This is a genomic window from Nonomuraea sp. NPDC050383, assembly GCF_044459125.1.
In the GTDB taxonomy this organism is placed as follows: Bacteria; Actinomycetota; Actinomycetes; order Streptosporangiales; family Streptosporangiaceae; genus Nonomuraea.
The window spans coordinates 265,647-283,108 of sequence record NZ_JBITIP010000006.1 but is presented as its reverse complement, the minus strand read 5'-3'; the positions used below and the strand labels follow the sequence as shown (position 1 = coordinate 283,108).

Genomic DNA, 17,462 nt, shown 5'->3' with positions numbered 1-17,462 from the left:
GCGCAACAATCAGAGCTCTCCACCCGTCAGACTGATCACACGGACGGAATGGGGAGAGGGCGACATGGCGGGCACGGGGATGGTTCCGGCGGACGCGGCGCCGTACACGTTACGACGGGTGACCGGCACGCTGGCGGAGGCGGCCGGGAAGCTGGCGGGGGAGATCGGCGCGGTCACGGTGGCGACCGTGCTCGCCCGGGCCAACCGCACGGCGACCCGCAGGGGAGCGGCGGCCGCCATGGGCACGATGCAGCCCAGGCCGGCCGACTGGTACGCCTTCGACGCCAAGGACCAGGACACGCCCGACTGGTACCCGCAGGGCCTGACCTGCGGCGAGGACTCCGGCTCGGCCGGCGCGTCCGTGCTGGTCGCGAGCTGGTACTTCAAGCCGGAGCCGCCGGTCCCCGAGCGCGGGATCCGGCTCACCTTCCTCAGCCCGCAGACGCTCAAGTACCAGCACGCGCTGCTGGTCGAGCCCCGGACCGACGGCTCGTACGTCCCGATCGACATCCACGCGGGCGGGGTGGCCTGGCACGGCGGCCTGATGTACGTGGCCGACACCGTCCGGGGCCTGCGCGTCTTCGACACGCGCAACGTGCTGGACCTGCGCACGGCGCAGAGCGACCTCGGCGACCCCACGAAGGTGGGCCGGCGCGACGGGAGGTTCCACGCGTTCGGCTACCGCTACGTGATCCCGCAGACCGACTTCTGGCGCGTCGCCCAGTCCGGGCCGCTCTTCTCGTTCGTGTCGGTGGACCGCAGCACCACCCCGCACACGCTGATCAGCGGCGAGTACGACGAGGACGGGCCCGGCGGGCGGGTGGTCCGCTGGAGCCTCGACCCGGATCTGGCCGACGGCACGCCGCGCGACGCCTTCGTCATGGGCCACGCCAAGATCCAGGGGGCGGTGTCCTGCGGCGGGGCCTGGTACCTGAGCCAGGCGGCCGACGGGCGCACCAACGGCAAGCTGCTCGTGTACCGCGACGGCAAGCTGACGGTCCGGCCCTTCCCGATCGGCCCGGAGGACCTCACCGTGCGGGACGGGCGGCTGTGGAGCATCACCGAGTTCAGGAACAAGCGGGTGATCTTCGGCGTCCCCCTCTGACAGGTGCCCGGCGTCAGCCGGTGAGGTGCCGCTGCAGCACCTCCCGGTAGCGGCGGTCGAAGGCGTCGTAGCGGGCGCGCAGCTCGCCGCCCGGCCACCCGGCGGGCAGCAGCTCCGCGGGCAGGAGCGGGTCGGCCAGCAGGTGACGCAGCACGGCCGCCGACACGAGGAATCCCTCCGCCAGCCCCTCGGCCCGCTCCAGGCGCCGCTCCAGCTCGCGCGCCTCGGCGGCCCAGCCGTCGAGGTCCCACAGCAGCGGCGTGGGGTCGGTGTGCGGCCGGCCGCCGATGAGCGTGCACTGCTCGGTGACGGTCGCGGGCCAGGCGCGCAGCAGGTTGGCCGGGCGCATCCAGGTGCCCTCGCGCAGCTCGGCCATCCGCAGCGCCGTCATCGCGTGGCGCAGCGCGGCCCGGTCGGCGGGCGCGCGCCGCTCGGCGGTGACGACGGCGATCTCCCACGTCCCGTCCCATGGCCGGGGGTGGGGGTCGCGGCTCTCGTCCTGGCGGGCCTGCCGCTCGACCAGCCGCTCCGACAGCCGGTAGCGGCCCTCCTCCTGGAGGAGGTCGCCGGCGGCGACCATGCGCGACAACGCCACCCGGACGGCCCCTTCGGCGATGCCGAACAGCGCGCCGACCTTCACCAGGTGGCGGGCGGGCAGGCTCGGCGGGTGGCTGCCGAGCAGCGCGCTCAGCAGGGCGGACCGCGCGCTCAGGCCATTACGCTCTTCCATCGCGTGTCGAGTATATGTAACACTCGCGGGCATGGGGCGCTATCTCATCGAACCGTTCGACAGCAGCGACCGCTACGCGACCGAGCGCTACCAGGGCGCCGCCGGCCGCAACTGGTGGACCTGCGACCCGACGCTGCGGCTGCTCGTGCGGCGGCACCTCGGCGACGGCCTGGCCTGGGCCGAGCCGCATCTGGACCGGCTGGGCGCGCTCATGGGCGGCCCCGTCGCGGCGTGGGCGGAGGAGACCGACCGTAACCCGCCCCGGCTGGAGAAGTACGACAAGTGGGGCAGGGACGTCAGCCAGGTCGTCATGCCGCCGTCCTTCCACGCCGCCCGGGACGCCCTCATGGCGGACAACTTCACCTCCCCGGCCTTCGCGGCCGAGGCCCGCGCCCACGGCGCCGACCCGGCGGCGCTCGCCGCCGTCTGGACGTACCTGCTCGACCAGGCCGACATCGGCATGGGCTGCGCCCTCGGCACCGGCGGCGACATGGTCGTCTCCCTGGCCGAGCGGCACGCGCCCCCCGACGTGCGTGACCGCGTCCGGGCCGTCTTCGCCAACGGCTTCTACTCCGGCGAGGCCGCCCAGATGCTCACGGAGCGGACCGGCGGCTCGGATCTGGCCGCGCTGGAGGCCACGGCCGTGCCCGACGGCGACGCGTGGCGGCTGACGGGCCTGAAGTGGTTCGCCTCGAACGCCAACGGGTCGGCGTTCGTCGTCCTCGCCCGGGCCGCGCGGCCGGAAGGGGCGGAGGGGGACGTCATCGCGCCGTTCCTCGTGCTCTGGGAGCGGCGGGACGGCTCCCGCAACGGGGTACGGATCAGGCGGCTCAAGGACAAGCTGGGCACCCGGTCGGTGGCGTCGGCGGAGGTCGAGTTCGCGGACGCCGAGGCGTTCCTGCTCGCGCCCCGGAGCGGGACGGGCCAGGGGTCCGGCTCCGGGCTCGGCACGATGATGAAGCTCACCAACGCCTCGCGGCTCGGCGTGGCGATGATGGGCGTCGGCGTGGCCCGCCGCGCGCTCGTCGAGTCGCTGTGTTACGCCCGCGCCCGCGAGGCGTTCGGCCGCCCGCTCATCGACCAGCCGCTCATGCGCCGCAAGCTGGCCGAGCTGATCGTCGAGGTCGAGGCCGCGCAGGCGCTCGTCTTCGACGGCCACCTCGGCCCCCGGCTGCGCCTCGCGCCGGCCCTGGTCAAGCTGCGTGCCACGCGCCTCGGCCTGACGGCGGCCAGCGACGCCGTCGAGATCCACGGCGGCAACGGCTACATCGAGCAGTGGCCGGTCGCCCGCCTTCTGCGCGACGCCCAGGTCAACCCGATCTGGGAGGGCGGCGACAACATCCTCTGCCTGGACGTCCGGCGCGCCATCGTGCGCGAGAACGCCCACGAGCCGTTCCTGGAGCGGCTGGAGGCCGCCGTCTCGTCGGTCGAAGGCCCCACCGCCGATCTCGTCCGCACGCGGATCGACGACGTCGCCAAGGCGATCACCTTGTGGTCGTCGCTCGCCCCCGAGGTGGCCGAGGCCAGGCTCTTCCCGCTGGCCCAGCTCATGGCCGACGTCTATGCGGCGGCCCTGCTGCTGGAGCAGGCGGGCTGGGAGGAGCGCAACGGGCACGGCGACCGGAAGGCATTGGTGGCGCGGCTCTACGCCGACGCCCACCTCGAGGACCACGGTCCGCTGCGCGGGATCGACCGTCCGGCGGAGGGCCTGGAGCGCTTCGACGATCTCGTGTCGGGCGCGCTGGCGCTCTGACCGGGATCACGGATTCCGGGGCTGGGCCCGCCCTGGTTCGATCGTGGAGGGTCGGGCGGGCTCTCCGAGTTCGGCGGTCGGCACGCGGTAGGTCTCGCGGGCGGTGGCGACGGCGATCGCGCTGATGGCGCAGAGGATCGCGGTGAAGACGGCCACCCCGGTCCAGCCCTGCAGGCCCAGCCAGCCTTCGGGGGTGACGATGCCGGCGGCGGAGGCGACGGCGAATCCGGCGATGGCGAAGCCGATCTGGGTCCCGATGGCCATGCCCGACAGCCGGACGCGGGTGCTGAACATCTCGCCGTAGAGGGAGGGCCAGATGCCGTTGGAGGCGCTGTAGACGACGCCGAGGGTGAGGATGCCGGTCAGGAAGATCAGCGGGTAGCTCTTGGCGTTGATGGCCGCGAGGTAGAGGAAGATCATGATCGGGCTGCCGACGGCGCCGATGAGGAAGACGGGCTTGCGGCCGATCCGGTCCGACAGGTGCGCCCACAGCGGGAGGGCGACGAGGGCGACGGCGTTGGCCGCGATGCTGACCCACAGCATGGTCGCCTTGTCGAGGCCGACGGCGTCGCTGGTGGCGTAGTTGAGCGCCCAGACGGTGAAGATGGTCGAAACGGTGGCGATGAGGGCGGCGCAGACGACACGGAGCACGCCGGCCCAGTGCTCGCGGAACAGGACGGCGAGCGGCATGCGGGGGACGGTGCCCCGGGCGACTTCGGCCTCGAACGCGGGGGTCTCGTCGAGCCTGCGGCGGATGATCCAGCCGGCCACCGCGACCGCGACGCTGAGCCAGAAGGGCACCCGCCAGCCCCAGGTGAGCAGGTGCTCCTCGGGCAGCGCCGCGACGGGGATGAAGACGAAGGTGGCCAGGATCTGGCCGAACTGCGTGCCGTTCAGGGTGAAGCTGGTGTAGAAGCCGCGGCGGTCCTGCGGGGCGTGTTCGAGGGTCATGGAGTTGGCGCTGGCCTGCTCTCCGGCGGCCGACAGGCCCTGCAGGATCCGCATGAGCACCAGCAGCACGGGAGCCAAACCGCCGACCTGGTCGCGGGTGGGCAGGCAGCCGATGAGGAAGGTGGACAGGCCCATCAGGATGAGCGTGAAGACCATGATCCGCTTGCGGCCGAACCGGTCGCCGACGTGGCCGAGTAAGAAGGCGCCGACCGGGCGGGCGGCGTAGGCGACGCCGAAGCTGGCCAGCGACTGCAACGTGGCCGTGGCGGGGTCGGAGGCGTCGAAGAAGACCTTGGAGAAGATGAGCGCGGCGGCGCTGCCGTAGATGAAGAAGTCGTAGTACTCCAGGGCGCTGCCGATCCAGGCGGCGACGGCGGCCTTGCGCGGGGTTCCCCGATGGGTGGCTGGCGGAGAGTCGGTCACGGTGGCTCCTTGCGGCAGAGGCCGGCCACCCCCAGGCCGGGACCATGTTACGTACCAGATAGTTAATTAACGTGGCTGCAATGGTGCGGGTGGCCTGAGTCACATGTCAAGGCCTCTTCACGGACGGCGGGCGATGGCGTACAACTAACTCACCGGTTCGTACATTTGAGATGAGATCATGGAATGGCGCCTGCTGGAGGTGAAGGGCCGATGAAGTCGTCCTGTCTGATCGGGTTGATCGGTTCCGGTATCACCACGTCGCTGAGCCCCGCCCTGCACGAGAGCGAAGCCCTCCACCATGGGCTCCCGTACGTGTATCGGCTGCTGGACACCGACGTCCTGGGCGAGGATGTGGGCAGGCTGGTCGCGACGGCCCGCGCCATGGGCTACGACGGGCTGAACATCACCCATCCCTGCAAGCAGGCCGTCATCGCGCACCTTGACGAGCTGTCGGACGACGCCGCCAGGCTCGGGGCGGTCAACACCGTGGTCTTCGACGGCGCGCGGGCCGTCGGCCACAACACCGACTGGACCGGATTCGCCGAGTCCTTCGCCCGCGGCCTGCCCGGCGCGCCGGTGCGCCGGGTGGTGCAGCTCGGCGCGGGCGGCGCCGGCGCGGCGATCGCCCACGCGCTGCTCACCCTGGGAGCCGATCGGCTGACCGTGGTCGACGTCGAGCCGGAGCGGGCCGCGGCGCTCGCCGACGAGCTGGCCGTTCGATTCGGCGCGGAGCGGGCCGGCCGCGGCACCCGGGACGACCTTCCCGGGCTCCTCGCGGAGGCCGACGGCCTGGCCAACGCGACGCCCGTCGGCATGGCCCACCATCCCGGCATGCCGCTGGCGGCCGAGCTGCTCCACCCGGAGCTGTGGGTGGCCGACATCGTCTACCGCCCGCTGGAGACGGAGCTGCTCCGGCAGGCGCGGGCACGCGGCTGCCGGACCCTCGACGGCGGAGGCATGGCCGTCTTCCAGGCCGCGCACGCCTTCCGCCTGTTCACCGGCCGTACCCCCGACGCTGAGCGCATGCTCAAGCACCTGAAGGAGCTGGCCCATGCGTAGATCCATCGCCACCGTGTCGGTGAGCGGCACCCTGACCGAGAAACTGGACGCCATCGCCGCCGCCGGCTTCGACGGGGTCGAGATCTTCGAGAACGACCTGCTGGCGTGCCCCCTCCGGCCGGAGGAGGTACGGCGGCGCACAGCCGGCCTCGGCCTGACGATCGACCTCTACCAGCCCTTCCGCGACTTCGAGGCCATGCCGGAGCCCGACCTGCGCCGGGCCGAGCGGAAGTTCCGGCTCATGGAGCGGCTCGGCGCCGACCTCCTGCTGGTCTGCTCCAACGTCTCGCCGCACGCGATCGACGACGACGAGCTTGCCGCCGAGCAGCTGCGCCTCCTGGCCCAGCGGGCAGCCGAGCACGGCATCCGCATCGCCTACGAGGCACTGGCCTGGGGCCGCCACGTCAACGAGTACCTGCACGCGTGGCGCATCGTGCGCATGGCCGACCACCCGAACCTGGGCGTCTGCCTGGACAGCTTCCACATCATGTCGCGCGGCTCCGACCCCATCGGCATCGAGGCGATCCCCGGTGAGAAGATCTTCTTCCTCCAGCTCGCCGACGCCCCGCTCCTGGCCATGGACGTGCTGCAGTGGAGCCGCCACTACCGCTGCTTCCCCGGCCAGGGCAGCTTCGACATGCCCGGATTCCTGACCCACGTCCGCAACGCGGGCTACGCCGGCCCGCTGTCCCTGGAAGTCTTCAACGACCACTTCCGCCAGGCCGACACGCACCGGACCGCCGTGGACGCGATGCGCTCCCTCATCGCGCTGGAAGCCCTCGCTCCGCAGGCCCGCACCCCCACCGGGTTCGCGTTCGCCGAGCTGATCGCCGGCGACCTCGAAGGCCCGCGCGCCGTGCTCACCGCTCTCGGGTTCGCCCGGTCGGGGCTCCACCCGACCAAACCCGTGGAGCTGTGGGAGCAGGGCCGCGCCCGCATCCTGCTGAACCGCTCCGCCGAAGGACCGGCGCTGGGCGCGATCGGCCTGGAGAGCCCCGACCCCGCCGCCGCCGTCGAACGAGCGGAGTCGCTGCTCGCCCCCGTGTTGCCGCGTGAGCGGGCGGAAGGGGAGGCGTCCCTGGCGGCCATCGCCGCGCCCGACGGCACGCAGCTGTTCTTCTGCCGTACGGCGGAGCCGTACAGCTGGAGAGCTGACTTCACCCGGAGTGAGCCCGCGGGAGGAGCGATCACCCACATCGACCACATCGCGCTCACCCAGCCCTGGCACTACTTCGACGAGGCCGAGCTGTTCTACCGCAGCGTGCTGGGCTTGACCCCGCAGGAGAGCCTGGAGTTCCCCGACCCCTACGGCCTGCTCCGCAGCAAGGCGATGACCTCGTCGGACGGCGGCCTGCGCATGGTGCTCAACATCGCCCCCGAGCAGGTGCCCGCCCTCCAGCACGTCGCCCTGGCCTGCGACGATCTGCTCGCCGCGGCGCGCCGGCTGCGCGCCCGGCACCCGGAGCTGCTGCTGCCGATCCCGGACAACTACTACGACGACCTGGAGGCCCGTCACGAGATCGACCCCGAGCTGCGCGAGCTCGGCGTCCTCCACGACCGGGACGAGAACGGCGCGTTCCTGCACCTGTACACGATCACCGTGGGGCGGGTCTTCTTCGAGCTGGTCCAGCGCGTGGACGGTTACCAGGGGTACGGCGCCGTCAACGCCCCCATCCGGCGCGCCGTGCAGCACTCGCGCGCTCACTAAGATGGGCGGATGACCGCCCAGCCCGCCGCAGAACGCCGGCGCGACGCCGAGCGCACCAAGGCGGAGATCCTCGAGGTCGCCCAGCGCGAGTTCGCCCGGCGCGGCTACACCGGGGCGCGGGTGGACGAGATCGCCGAGCTGATGCGCACCACCAAACGCATGATCTACTACTACTACGGCAGCAAGGAGCAGCTCTACATCGCGGTCCTGGAGAAGGCCTACACCGAGGTGCGCTCCGTGGAGCGCACGGTGGACGTGGCGCACCTGGCGCCCGTCGAGGCCATCCGCACGCTCGCCGAGCTGACCTTCGACCACCACGACGCCCACCGCGAGTTCATCAAGCTGGTCGCGATCGAGAACATCCACCACGCGGAGCACATCAGGAAGTCAGTGGTCCTCGCCAACCTCGGCACTCCGGCGCTCGACCTCATCGAGCGCATCCTGGACGCCGGGCTGGCCAGTGGCGACTTCGTCACCGAGGCCGACGCCATCGACGTCCACATGATGATCAGCTCGTTCTGCGTCTTCCGCGTGGCCAACCAGCACACCTTCGGCGCGCTGTTCGGGCGCGACATGACGGCCCCCGAGCATCGCGCGAGACTGCGCCGGATGGTGGGCGAGATGGTGGTCGCCTATCTTCGCGGCGCCGGCTCTCCGGCCTGAGGCTCCGGCGCCCCGGCCACGGCAGGGTGATCACCATCCGGTCCGGCCTTGATCCCGTGGTGGGCCGGTTGCCTCTCCCTCGGGGAACGGAGATGCTGGGGCTCCCGGCGCCCCGGCGCCGCGTTCGCGGAGGTGGACATGACCGTACGGATCGAACGCGACGGGCCCGTCACGACCGTCGTGCTCAGCCGTCCCGAGGCGCGCAACGCGGTCGACCGCAAGACCGCCGCCGCGCTCGCCGACGCGTTCCGGGAGTTCGACGTGTCCGACGCCTCCGTCGCCGTGCTGTGGGGCGAGGGCGGGACGTTCTGCGCCGGCGCCGACCTGAAGGCGCTGGACAACCACGTCGGCGAGGACGGCGACGGACCCATGGGCCCGACCCGGATGCGCCTGTCCAAGCCGGTCGTCGCCGCCGTCGCCGGGCACGCCGTGGCGGGCGGGCTGGAGCTCGCGCTCTGGTGCGACCTGCGGGTGGCCGAGGAGGACGCCGTGTTCGGGGTGTTCTGCCGCCGCTGGGGCGTGCCGCTCGTCGACGGCGGCACCGTGCGGCTGCCGCGCCTCGTCGGCACCTCCCGCGCCATGGACATGATCCTCACCGGCCGGCCCGTCGGCGCGGGGGAGGCGTACGAGATGGGGCTGGCCAACCGGGTCGTGCCCACCGGGACCGCCCGGCGGCACGCCGAGGCGCTGGCCCGCGAGCTGGCCGCGTTCCCGCAGGCGTGCCTGCGCGGCGACCGCATGTCGCTGCTGGAGCAGGAGGGCCTGACGGAGGCGGAGGCGATCACGAACGAGCTGCGCCACGGCCTGCTGTCGCTGCCGGACGCGGCGGCCGGCGCGGCCCGCTTCGCCTCCGGAGAGGGCCGCCACGGACGGTTCTGAGCGTGCGCCCGCTCGCGCCGGCGTGATGGGCGGGGCGGCGCGACACGGCCCGACCGCCCCGGCTGCTACCGAGCCCGGCGGGCGAGGGCGAGATCGGTGGTGAACGTCATGTCCACGCCGTCGCCCAGCAGGCCGGCGACCTCCCGCAACAGGGCGTCGCGGGTGCCGGGGGCCAGGATGGCGTAGGAGGAGATGGAGCGGACCAGGTTCAGGTAGCGGTCGGCTTCGTACCAGCCGGTGCGCGTGTAGTGGCGCTCGTCCAGGTCGGTGAAGCGCGGGTCGTCCGCGAGCTGGTGCGCGCTCGCCCCGGCCGAGACCGGGCTGTTGTGGTGCAGGGTCGAGCCGGTGAGCCCGTAGCGGTCGTCCACCGCGGCCAGGGCGGCCCGCAGGCCGGGGTCGGTGACGGCGTAGCGGTTCCAGAAGACCGCCACCGCTCCCGAAGGCGCCAGGGCCGCGTGGGCCAGGTCCCAGCGTCTCTCCCTGTCGACCCAGTGCCAGGCCTGGGCGCAGTAGAGCAGGGCGAACGCCCTGTCGGGGACGTAGTCCTCGAAGAGCCCGATCTCGACCCGGGCATCCGGGCACTTCGCCGTCAGCGCGGCCGCCATCCGGGGGTCGGGCTCGACGCAGGTCAGCTCCACTCCGCGGGCGGCGAAACCCGCGGTGGCCTTGCCCGTTCCGGCACCCACCTCCAGCGCCGGACCGGGAGGCGCGTAGGCCAGCACGTCGGTGATGAGCTGGGCGGGGTAGTCCGCTCTGGCCGCTTCGTACTGCTCCACCGTCTCCCCGAACACCACACTTCGCGCGCGGTCCACCGTCATCGCTTCCTCCTGACGCTCGGGTTTCTGCCGGATCTTCGAGCCAGATGGATCGACTCTATAGGGGGTCTGTGCGGCCGTGGCCTCGCGCGCGAACGGCGACATCGCCGTTCCGTGCACCGGCGAAGCGGTGGTCCCTTCGCCGGCTGACCCGCGTCCCGCTGCTCCGGGGGATTGTCGGGGGTGTTGCGTAGGGTTGGCCCATGCCCGACATCGAGGTCGCGGGGCGGCGGGTCACCGTCACGAGCCCCGACAAGGTGATCTTCCCGAAGAGCGGCCACACGAAGCTCGACCTGGTGCGCTACTACCAGGCCGTGGCCGAGGGGGCGCTGCGCGGGGTGGCCGGTCGCCCCATGATCCTCAAGCGGTTCGTGCACGGCATCGAGGAGGAGGCGTTCTTCCAGAAGCGGGCTCCCGCCAAGCGGCCTCCCTGGATCGAGGTGGCCGAGCTGCGCTACCGGTCCGGGCTGAGCGCCGAGGAGGTCGTGGTCGGCGATCTGGCCCAGCTCCTCTGGGTGGTCAATCTCGGCTGCGTCGACCTCAACCCGCACCCCGTCCGCGCGGACGACCTCGCCCACCCCGACGAGCTGCGCATCGACCTCGACCCCGTGCCCGGGGTCCCATGGGACGACGTGCTGGCCACCGCCCAGGTCGCCCGGGAGGTGCTGGCCGACCACGGCCTGACCGCCTGGCCCAAGACGTCCGGCTCGCGCGGCTTCCACGTCTACACCCGCATCGAGCCGCGGTGGACGTTCGCCGAGGTGCGCCGGGCGGCCGAGGCCGTGGCCCGCGAGGTCGAGCGGCGGGCTCCCGACGTGGCCACGAGCCGCTGGTGGAAGGAGGAGCGGCACGGCGTCTTCGTCGACTTCAACCAGAACGCCTACGACCGCACCGTCGCCTCCGCCTACTCCGTTCGCGCCGTACAGGACGCCCGCGTGTCCACGCCGCTGACCTGGGACGAGGTGCCGGGGTGCCGTCCGGAGCTGTTCACCGTCGAGACCGTGCCGCGGCGGCTGGCCGAGCAGGGCGATCCGTGGGCCGGCATGGACCTCCACCCGGGCTCGCTCGACGGGCTGCTGGAGCTGGCCGAGTCGCTCGGTCCCGCTCCCAAGCCCCCCAAGGGCACGGGCCGCAGGCGCCAGGTCGTCCCGGTCATCGAGATCGCCAAGGCCCAGCACAAGGACGAGGCCCTGGCGGGGTTCGAGCGGTGGAAGTCCCGCCACCCGGAGGCGGCGGCCCGGCTGGAGCCCGCCGACATCCTGGTCGACGGCATGCGGGGGCGCAGCAGCGTGTGGTATCGCGTCCGGGTCAACCTCCAGCACGTCCCGGAGCCGGAGCGGCCACCCCAGGAGCCCTTGGAGGTCGACTACGACCCGTGGCACTGACCTGACCGGAATGGCCGGACCGCGCCGGAACGAGGTTATCGGGCCGCCCGGAAAGCGGCCGGCCGTAGGAAACCGCAGGTAGGGGGCCGCCCGACATTCACCGGCATTTGCGCGGGTGGTGAAAAAGGGCCGGGCACAAAAGATGATGTTGATGTCCTTGACGCAGTGATCATGCCGGGCTTACGCTCACTGAAACGTTGGGGTCATGCACTTATGCGGGCAGTGAAGAGTGCTCACTCAGCGGCACACGGGGATGTTCGTGCGGCGTGACCGCACTTAAAAAATAACCAGGGAAGTCTACTTGTCGTGCCATTTACCTGCCTGTCTTGAGCAAGCCGGCGGCTCTCCATGAGCCGCCCCGTCGTCGCCATCACCGGCGGAGCCGGATTTCTCGGGTCACACTTATGTGAACGCTTTCTCGGCGAGGGCTACCACGTCATCTGCGTGGACAATTTCCTGACCGGGTCGGTGGGCAACATCGAGCACCTCATGGCAGAGGACCGCTTCCGGCTGGTCAGGACCGACGTGTCGGAGCACCTCATCATCCCCGGGGCAGTGGACGCCGTGCTGCACTTCGCCTCGCCGGCCTCACCGGTGGATTACCTCCGGCTGCCGATCGACACGCTCCGGGTCGGCTCCAACGGCACGTTCAACGCGCTTGAGCTGGCTCAGGACAAAGGGGCGCGGTTCGTTCTCGCCTCGACTTCCGAGACCTACGGCGATCCGCTGGTCCACCCACAGCCGGAAAGCTACTGGGGCAATGTGAACGCGGTCGGCCCCCGCGGTGTTTATGACGAGGCGAAACGCTTCGCCGAGGCCACCACCACGGCCTACCGGCGGGCCCGCGGCGTCAATGCCGCGATTCTGCGGATCTTCAACACCTTCGGCCCCAGAATGCGGCCGTTCGACGGGCGGGCCATTCCCACGTTCATCAGGCAGGCGCTGCTGGGCGAGCCGATCACGGTGTCCGGCGACGGCCGCCAGACCAGATCCGTCTGCTACGTGGACGACCTGGTCGAAGGCATCGTCCGGTTGTTCAACTCGGATCTGGACGGCCCGGTCAACATCGGCAACCCGCATGAGCTGTCCATGCTCGCGCTCGCCGAGTGGATCAAGGTGCTGACCGGTTCGGCGTCGGAGATCACGTTCGTACCCCGGCCGCAGGACGACCCGTCGGTGCGCCGTCCGGACATAACGCTCGCCAGAGACCGGCTGGGCTGGGAGCCGCAGGTTCCCGTCGAGGAAGGGCTGCGGCGGACCATCGCCTGGTTCCAGGAGCATCCGCACCTGTGGAACCGGATGAAGGCGGTTCGGCTGTGACGCGGTCCCGCAGCGCGGAGCCGGCGCGGCCCGGTGACCATCTCACACAGGGGACGGAGCGATGGACTTCGCACAGGCACTCGCCGGCCATCTGAAGGCGATCGACACACGCGACCTCGACGGGTTCCTGGCGACCGTCCATCCGGACGCGTCGGTGATCCTGCCGAACGGCACCCTGCTCGACGGCAAGCAGGCCATCGCCGACTTCCACGCCGCCTGGTTCGACGACTCCGACTGGTCGATCAGGACCGAGACCGTCAGGGCCGAGACCATGGGCGACGCCGCGTTCGCCGTGCTGTCGGTGGTCTACGACGACCTCGACCCCGAGGGCACGCCGTACCAGAAGAAGTACTACCTGACGTTGTACTTCACCCGCCGCGACGAGCGCTGGCTGCTCGTTCACGACCAGAACACCTTCGTCTGAGATGACGACGGGGGGAGCCTTGTGAGCCGGTTGCGATCCACGATCAACCTGGCGCCGGTCGCCTATCACCTGGCCGCCGTCCGGCGGCGCGAGCGCCTGAGCCACGCCGAGCAGCGCGACATCCAGTCCCGGCTGCTCCGCGCCCTCGTACGGCACGCCTACCAGGACGTCCCCCACTACCGGCGCGTCTTCGACGCCGCGCTGGTCGAGGGCCTGCGGAGCGCCGAGGACCTGTCCGCGTTCCCCGTGCTCAGGCGCGAGGACCTGCGTGAGCTGCCGCCGGGCGAGCTGCTCGCGGCCGGTTTCACCCCGGAGAACACCCGCGCGGCCACCACCAGCGGCTCCTCCGGAATCCCCATCACGATCCGCAACTCGGAGCGGGACCTCGGCTACCTCCGCGCCACCTATCTGCAGGACATGCTCGGCGGCGGGGTGCGCCTGACCGACCGCGTCGCCTACTTCCGGGTCCGCCCGTTCCTGCGGCATCCCCTGGAACGCTTCGGGTTGCTGCGCAACTTCCACGTTCCGACCGACCGGACGCTGGACGAGCAGGTGACGGCCTTCCTGGCGGCCCGGCCGACGTTCCTGATCGGCTTCCCCAATGTCATCGGCAGCGTCGTCGAGGAGCTGCGGCGGCGCGGCGTCCGGTACGACGGCGTGCGGACGGTGCTGTTCGGCGGTGAGCGGCTGACCCCGACCGCGCAGGCGCAGATCCTCGACCATCTCGGAGCGGCCCACCAGGAGGTGTACGCCTCGGTCGAGGTCTTCACCATCGCCCGCACCTGCCCGGAGGGGCGGTTGCACCTGCGGTCGGCCGACCTGGTCGTCGAGGTGGAGCACGCGGACGGGACCGTCTCGGTCGAGGACGGGGAGGGCGAGATCCTCGTCACCCGGTTGCACAGCGAGGCCATGCCGCTGATCAGGTACCGGCTGGGCGACCGGGTGCGGATCACCCCGAACGACTGCTCGTGCGGCGTGGCTCGCACGCCGATCGTGCGGGAGGTGATCGGCCGCAGCGAGGACCGGCTCGTGGACGCCGACGGCCGGCGCTTCTACGGCGACTTCATCACCTTCGCGGTTCAGGACTTCCCCGAGGTGAGCCGGCTGCAGGTGGTCCAGACCCGGCCGGGGGCGATCGAGATCCGGACGGTGCTGGCTCCCGGCGCCCGCGCCGACGTGACCGCCGACATCGCGGCCGCGGTCCGGCGCGTGCTGCCCGACCAGGCGGTCACCGTACGGCGGACGTCGTACATCGCCCCGGAGCCCAACGGGAAAATCAAGATCGTCAAGGTGCTCGACCCCGCCCGTGAAGACGCGACAGAGAAGGGTCGTGCGGCAGATGTCTGACTCCGCGCCGAACACCCGGTCCGGCATCACCGCGATGGTCCCGTGCTACAACGAGATCGCCTGCATCGAGCGCGCCTACCGGGAGATCCGGGCCGAGCTGCGGCGCTACGACGACGTCGAGCTGCTCTTCGTCGACGACGGGAGCACCGACGGCACCCTGGACGCCATCAAACGGTTCGCGGCCGAAGACCCCGCGGTGAAGTACATCTCCTTCGCCCGCAACTTCGGGCTCGAGGCGGCGTTCTCGGCCGGGTTCACGTATGCCTCCAAGCGGTGGACCGTTCAGTTCGACGCCGATCTGCAGTCCCCTCCCAAGGAGATGCACCGCCTGCTGGAGAAGGCGCTCGAAGGGTACGACGCGGTCTTCGCGGTCCGTGAGAACCGGCAGGATCCCTGGTATCGGCGGCTCGGCACCTGGGCCCATCAGACGATCGCCCGCAGGTGGCTCGGCATCGAGCTGCCGCCCGGCGCGTCCGTGTTCCGCGTCGTCCGGACCAGCGTCGCGCGCAAGGTCGTGGACAGCCGTCTGTCCACGCCGTACTTCATGGCCACCGCTCCGCTGCTCGGCGCCCGCTACACCACGCTGCCCACCGCGCATCAACCGCGCCTGGAGGGGCGCGGCAAGTGGAACCTGCGCAAGCTCTTCGCGCACGCCATCGAGCTCTTCGTCGGGTTCTCGTACCGGCCGCTGACCTGGCTGATGGGGCTGTCCCTCGTGGGGCTCGCGGGCGGGGCGACGGTCCTGTCCCTGGCGTTGACGCATCACCTCGGCTACCTCGACCTCGCCGAGGCCAGCCTGGTCGTCGCGATGGTCGCGCTCGCCATGCTCGCGCTGATCGCCCGTTATCTCGTGCGGATGATGCGGGTGCAGGCGATCAGCATGCCTCGCTACCAGATCCGCGAGGCCAACATCTCCATCCGGGCGGACGAGGCCCTCTACGGCTACGAGACGCCCTTCGCCGTCGCCGACATCTGGGAGAACGCCAGTTGAGAAACCTCATCGTGCTCGGCGGTGGCGAGGACCAGATCCCCGCCTACCGGGAGGGGCGCCGACTCGGCTACCGGGTGATCGGCGTGGACCAGCGCCCGGACGCGCTCGGCGCCGCGGAGGCCGACCAGTTCCTCTGCATGACCAGCAGGGACCCGGAGGGCATCGCTCGGGTCCTGGGCCCGATCGACGTCGCGGCCGTCATCTCCCCGGCCAGCGACGCGGCCCAGGAGGCGGTCGCCGAGCTGAGCCGGATCTACCGGACGGCCCATCAGCCCGCGCCCGGCGCGCTGCGCTGCTCGGTGGACAAGGGGTTCTTCAGGGAGGTCATCGACCGGCTCGGGCTGCCCGCGTACCGCCACGTCCAACACGACAGCCTGGAGCGGCTCACCGAGGCCGCCGCGGGCATCGGCTATCCCCTGATCGTCAAGCCCGCCGACTCCTCGGGCAGCAAGGGGATCACCGTGCTCGACGGACCCGGCAGGCTGCCGGAGGCGATCGAGTACGCCCGGAAGCACTCCTTCACCGGGCACGTGATCATCGAGGAGCTGGTGGCCGGTCGGCACTACGCGGTGGAGTCGTTCTTCGCCGACGGCCGGTTGGCCTTCATGGCGGTGACCGACCGCACCATCACCGGGCCACCGGCGATGATCAGTCTCTCCCATGTGGTGCCCGCCGACCTCGACGAAACCGTGCACACCCGGCTCGGCCAGGCCGTCACGGCGATCTGCGCCGAGATCGGCCACACGCGCGGTCCCGTCAACTTCGACTTCGTGCTGACGCCCGGCGGCGACATCTGCTTCATCGAGATGGGCGCCAGGCTCGGCGGCAACGGCATGCCGCTGCTGGTCCAGCACGCGTTCGGGCTGAACACCGTCGAGGCCGCCATCCGGCTGGCCCTGGGAGAGCCCCTGGACATCGCCACCGTCACGCAGCGCAGGATCGCGGCGTTACGCATCCTGGCCGCCGAGGCCGACGGAGCGCTCACCGCGATCGAGGGGCTGGACGCGCTCAAGCGGATGCCCGAGGTCGTGGAGGTGCAGGTGTTCAAAGAAGTGGGCGGCCATGTCCGTGCCTACACGCAGGCCGGTCACAAGCTCGGCTACCTGATCATGGTCGCCGATACGCGCATGCGGCTCGAATCCGCTCTCGACGAGGCCCTGCGGACCCTCCGTTTCGTGATCGAGCCCGACTCGAAAGGTTCTGAATGATTCCCCGAAAGCCCCTCGGCTTCCTGATCTTCGCGGCGCTCGCCGTGGCGGCGGCCGCCTTCGTCTGGTTCGGGCTGCCGCACGACCGGGAAGTGAAGTCGCTGGGCATCTTCCTGTTGAAGCTGCTGCCCTTCGTCTTCGCCGCCGAGGCCCTCGCGCGGCTCGACGTGGAGTGGGCCAAGCGGATGCGGCTGGTGCTGTGGCTGGTCCCGATCACGTTCCTGGTGTACTTCCTGTACTTCGTCCCGAAGATCTTCTACTTCGGCGGCGTGGTCAACGGGAGCAGGGAGGCCTACTACGGCCTGTATTACCACGTCCTGACGGTCACACCGCTGATCATCATCTCTCTGGTGCTGGCCTACCGGCTGGGCGGCGGCACGCCGGCTGTCGTGCGCAGGCTCGCGTACGGCATGCTGCTGCTGATGCTGTCGGGCCTGGAGGACCTGGCCTTCCTCACGGTCAACGATCACACGGATCCGCAGTGGGCGACCATCCCCGCGGTGTGGGACTGGGCCTCGCACATGACCGTGTTCATCGGGCACCCGCCCACCAAGTACGAGGCGTACGCGTTCATCGCCGTCCACGTGCTGCTGGCGCTGGCGGTGTTCTTCAGCCCGCAGCGCTGGTGGGACGGCCTGCGCGCGCGCTCGATGGCGCGTTTCGGCAAGCCGGCCGGCGTCGGTTCGGAGAGCGTGTAGGCG

At 71.1% G+C, this 17,462-nt stretch carries 16 protein-coding genes; 13 read left to right on the top strand and 3 right to left on the bottom strand.

Annotation, left to right across the window (positions count from 1 at the left end):
• Nucleotides 1-64 precede the first annotated feature (64 nt).
• On the top strand, nucleotides 65-1,105 hold the full coding sequence (locus ACIBG4_RS18030) for a hypothetical protein (protein ID WP_397202699.1): 1,041 nt from the start codon (nucleotides 65-67) through the stop codon (nucleotides 1,103-1,105).
• A 13-nt stretch (nucleotides 1,106-1,118) separates the two neighbouring features.
• Here the strand turns inward: ACIBG4_RS18030 and ACIBG4_RS18025 are convergent, their stop codons facing one another.
• Nucleotides 1,119-1,835: a PaaX family transcriptional regulator C-terminal domain-containing protein gene (locus ACIBG4_RS18025; protein WP_397202698.1), complete on the bottom strand. Its 717-nt coding sequence runs from the start codon at nucleotides 1,833-1,835 to the stop codon at nucleotides 1,119-1,121.
• Nucleotides 1,836-1,866: 31 nt separating this feature from the next.
• On the opposite strand from ACIBG4_RS18025, the gene ACIBG4_RS18020 reads away from it, so the two are divergent.
• Nucleotides 1,867-3,588, top strand: a complete 1,722-nt coding sequence (locus tag ACIBG4_RS18020) for an acyl-CoA dehydrogenase family protein (protein ID WP_397202697.1) — start codon at nucleotides 1,867-1,869, stop codon at nucleotides 3,586-3,588.
• Between the two features lie 6 nt (nucleotides 3,589-3,594).
• Here ACIBG4_RS18020 and ACIBG4_RS18015 read toward each other — a convergent pair whose 3' ends face one another.
• A complete protein-coding gene (locus ACIBG4_RS18015; RefSeq protein WP_397202696.1) occupies nucleotides 3,595-4,962 on the bottom strand; it encodes an MFS transporter in 1,368 nt (455 codons plus the stop codon).
• Nucleotides 4,963-5,172: 210 nt separating this feature from the next.
• Between ACIBG4_RS18015 and ACIBG4_RS18010 the strand changes: the two genes are divergently transcribed.
• The 4 genes from ACIBG4_RS18010 (at nucleotide 5,173) to ACIBG4_RS17995 (ending at nucleotide 9,271) form a co-directional block, all read left to right on the top strand.
• Complete coding sequence (locus ACIBG4_RS18010) at nucleotides 5,173-6,021, top strand: shikimate dehydrogenase (RefSeq protein WP_397202695.1); 849 nt, start codon at nucleotides 5,173-5,175, stop codon at nucleotides 6,019-6,021.
• Complete coding sequence (locus ACIBG4_RS18005; RefSeq protein WP_397202694.1) at nucleotides 6,014-7,729, top strand: bifunctional sugar phosphate isomerase/epimerase/4-hydroxyphenylpyruvate dioxygenase family protein; 1,716 nt, start codon at nucleotides 6,014-6,016, stop codon at nucleotides 7,727-7,729. Before ACIBG4_RS18010 ends, ACIBG4_RS18005 begins: the two co-directional genes overlap by 8 nt.
• Nucleotides 7,730-7,738: 9 nt before the next feature.
• Complete coding sequence (locus tag ACIBG4_RS18000) at nucleotides 7,739-8,392, top strand: TetR family transcriptional regulator (RefSeq protein WP_397202693.1); 654 nt, start codon at nucleotides 7,739-7,741, stop codon at nucleotides 8,390-8,392.
• A 138-nt stretch (nucleotides 8,393-8,530) separates the two neighbouring features.
• Nucleotides 8,531-9,271 carry a crotonase/enoyl-CoA hydratase family protein gene (locus ACIBG4_RS17995; protein ID WP_355443028.1) on the top strand — a complete coding sequence of 247 codons (741 nt, stop codon included), beginning with the start codon at nucleotides 8,531-8,533 and terminating at the stop codon, nucleotides 9,269-9,271.
• 65 nt (nucleotides 9,272-9,336) lie between these two features.
• Here ACIBG4_RS17995 and ACIBG4_RS17990 read toward each other — a convergent pair whose 3' ends face one another.
• Complete coding sequence (locus tag ACIBG4_RS17990) at nucleotides 9,337-10,089, bottom strand: class I SAM-dependent methyltransferase (protein WP_397202692.1); 753 nt, start codon at nucleotides 10,087-10,089, stop codon at nucleotides 9,337-9,339.
• Nucleotides 10,090-10,289: 200 nt separating this feature from the next.
• Here ACIBG4_RS17990 and ligD point away from each other — a divergent pair, with 200 nt between their 5' ends.
• The 7 genes from ligD to ACIBG4_RS17955 all read left to right on the top strand — a co-directional run bounded on the left by ligD (nucleotide 10,290) and on the right by ACIBG4_RS17955 (nucleotide 17,459).
• Nucleotides 10,290-11,471 carry a non-homologous end-joining DNA ligase gene (ligD, locus tag ACIBG4_RS17985; protein ID WP_310711110.1) on the top strand — a complete coding sequence of 394 codons (1,182 nt, stop codon included), beginning with the start codon at nucleotides 10,290-10,292 and terminating at the stop codon, nucleotides 11,469-11,471.
• A 348-nt stretch (nucleotides 11,472-11,819) separates the two neighbouring features.
• Nucleotides 11,820-12,791 (top strand): UDP-glucuronic acid decarboxylase family protein, encoded by a 972-nt coding sequence (locus ACIBG4_RS17980; protein ID WP_397202691.1) that lies wholly within the window; start codon nucleotides 11,820-11,822, stop codon nucleotides 12,789-12,791.
• A gap of 61 nt (nucleotides 12,792-12,852) precedes the next feature.
• Nucleotides 12,853-13,215 carry a YybH family protein gene (locus ACIBG4_RS17975; protein WP_397202690.1) on the top strand — a complete coding sequence of 121 codons (363 nt, stop codon included), beginning with the start codon at nucleotides 12,853-12,855 and terminating at the stop codon, nucleotides 13,213-13,215.
• A gap of 21 nt (nucleotides 13,216-13,236) precedes the next feature.
• The gene (locus tag ACIBG4_RS17970) at nucleotides 13,237-14,562 is read left to right on the top strand and encodes a phenylacetate--CoA ligase family protein (RefSeq protein ID WP_397202689.1); all 1,326 of its coding nucleotides are present in this window, start codon (nucleotides 13,237-13,239) and stop codon (nucleotides 14,560-14,562) included.
• The gene (locus ACIBG4_RS17965) at nucleotides 14,555-15,553 is read left to right on the top strand and encodes a glycosyltransferase family 2 protein (RefSeq protein WP_397202688.1); all 999 of its coding nucleotides are present in this window, start codon (nucleotides 14,555-14,557) and stop codon (nucleotides 15,551-15,553) included. Before ACIBG4_RS17970 ends, ACIBG4_RS17965 begins: the two co-directional genes overlap by 8 nt.
• The gene (locus ACIBG4_RS17960) at nucleotides 15,550-16,761 is read left to right on the top strand and encodes an ATP-grasp domain-containing protein (protein WP_397202687.1); all 1,212 of its coding nucleotides are present in this window, start codon (nucleotides 15,550-15,552) and stop codon (nucleotides 16,759-16,761) included. The genes ACIBG4_RS17965 and ACIBG4_RS17960 overlap by 4 nt, the downstream gene beginning before the upstream one ends.
• On the top strand, nucleotides 16,758-17,459 hold the full coding sequence (locus ACIBG4_RS17955; protein ID WP_397202686.1) for a hypothetical protein: 702 nt from the start codon (nucleotides 16,758-16,760) through the stop codon (nucleotides 17,457-17,459). Before ACIBG4_RS17960 ends, ACIBG4_RS17955 begins: the two co-directional genes overlap by 4 nt.
• Nucleotides 17,460-17,462: the final 3 nt, after the last annotated feature.